At 61.0% G+C, this 806-nt stretch carries 2 protein-coding genes; both read left to right on the top strand.

Annotated features, from left to right (window positions below; translation table 11 throughout):
• On the top strand, positions 1-240 hold a 240-nt coding region (locus EN742_RS28300; protein WP_281035011.1), incomplete at its 5' end, for a PhoU domain-containing protein.
• Positions 241-331: 91 nt separating this feature from the next.
• On the top strand, positions 332-806 hold a 475-nt coding region (locus EN742_RS39675), incomplete at its 3' end, for a CorA family divalent cation transporter (RefSeq protein ID WP_281035010.1).

The following is an 806-nucleotide window of genomic DNA, read 5'->3' as shown; positions in this document are numbered from 1 at the left end:
GCCATGTATACCTCGCTGTTTCGCGAGCTTTTGACCTACATGATGGAAGATCCGCGCAACATCACGCCCTGCACGCATCTTTTGTTCTGCGCCAAGAACATCGAGCGCATCGGTGACCACGCCACCAACATCGCCGAGACCATCTACTACATCGTCACCGGCGACCAGATGCCGGCCGAGCGGCCGAAGGGTGACAAGACGGACAAGATCGCTGCTCCCGGCACGCTGCCGGTGAAGTGAACGATGGCCTCTCGAACGCCGTGCTAATTTAGGCTAAGCTCCCGCGAACGTTCCTGAATCCTGATCAGTGGCCGTGCCTCAGGAGTTTGTTATGGAAAACGTTCGGAACCTCACTCCGGCCCCGCCGCCGACGTCCGGCATCATCGCGTCAAGCGTCTATACGGCCGGCCGCCGCATCGCCGACATTCCGATCGAGGAGGCCGGTGACTGGGCCAAGAAGCCTGACCATGTCGTCTGGATCGGACTTCTGGAGCCGGACCGCAATCTTTTGCTGCGCGTACAGGCGCAATTCCATCTGCACGATCTGGCGATCGAGGATGCCGAGCATCCGCACCAGCGGCCGAAGATCGAGCAATATGGCGATGCCCTGTTCATCGTCGCGCGCACCGCCCAGCTGATCGACGGCCGCGTCACCTTCGGCGAGACGCATTTGTTCGTCGGCGCCGGCTACATCGTCAGCGTCAGGCATGGACCGTCGACATCCTATGCCGCGGTCCGTCAGCATTGGGAAACCTGCCCGCATTCGCTCGCCAAGGGCGAGGACTTCGTCCTCTATGCCATTCTCG

This window comes from Mesorhizobium sp. M4A.F.Ca.ET.020.02.1.1, from assembly GCF_004022645.1.
Lineage (GTDB): Bacteria > Pseudomonadota > Alphaproteobacteria > Rhizobiales > Rhizobiaceae > Mesorhizobium.
This window is presented reverse-complemented; position numbering and strand designations above follow the sequence as displayed.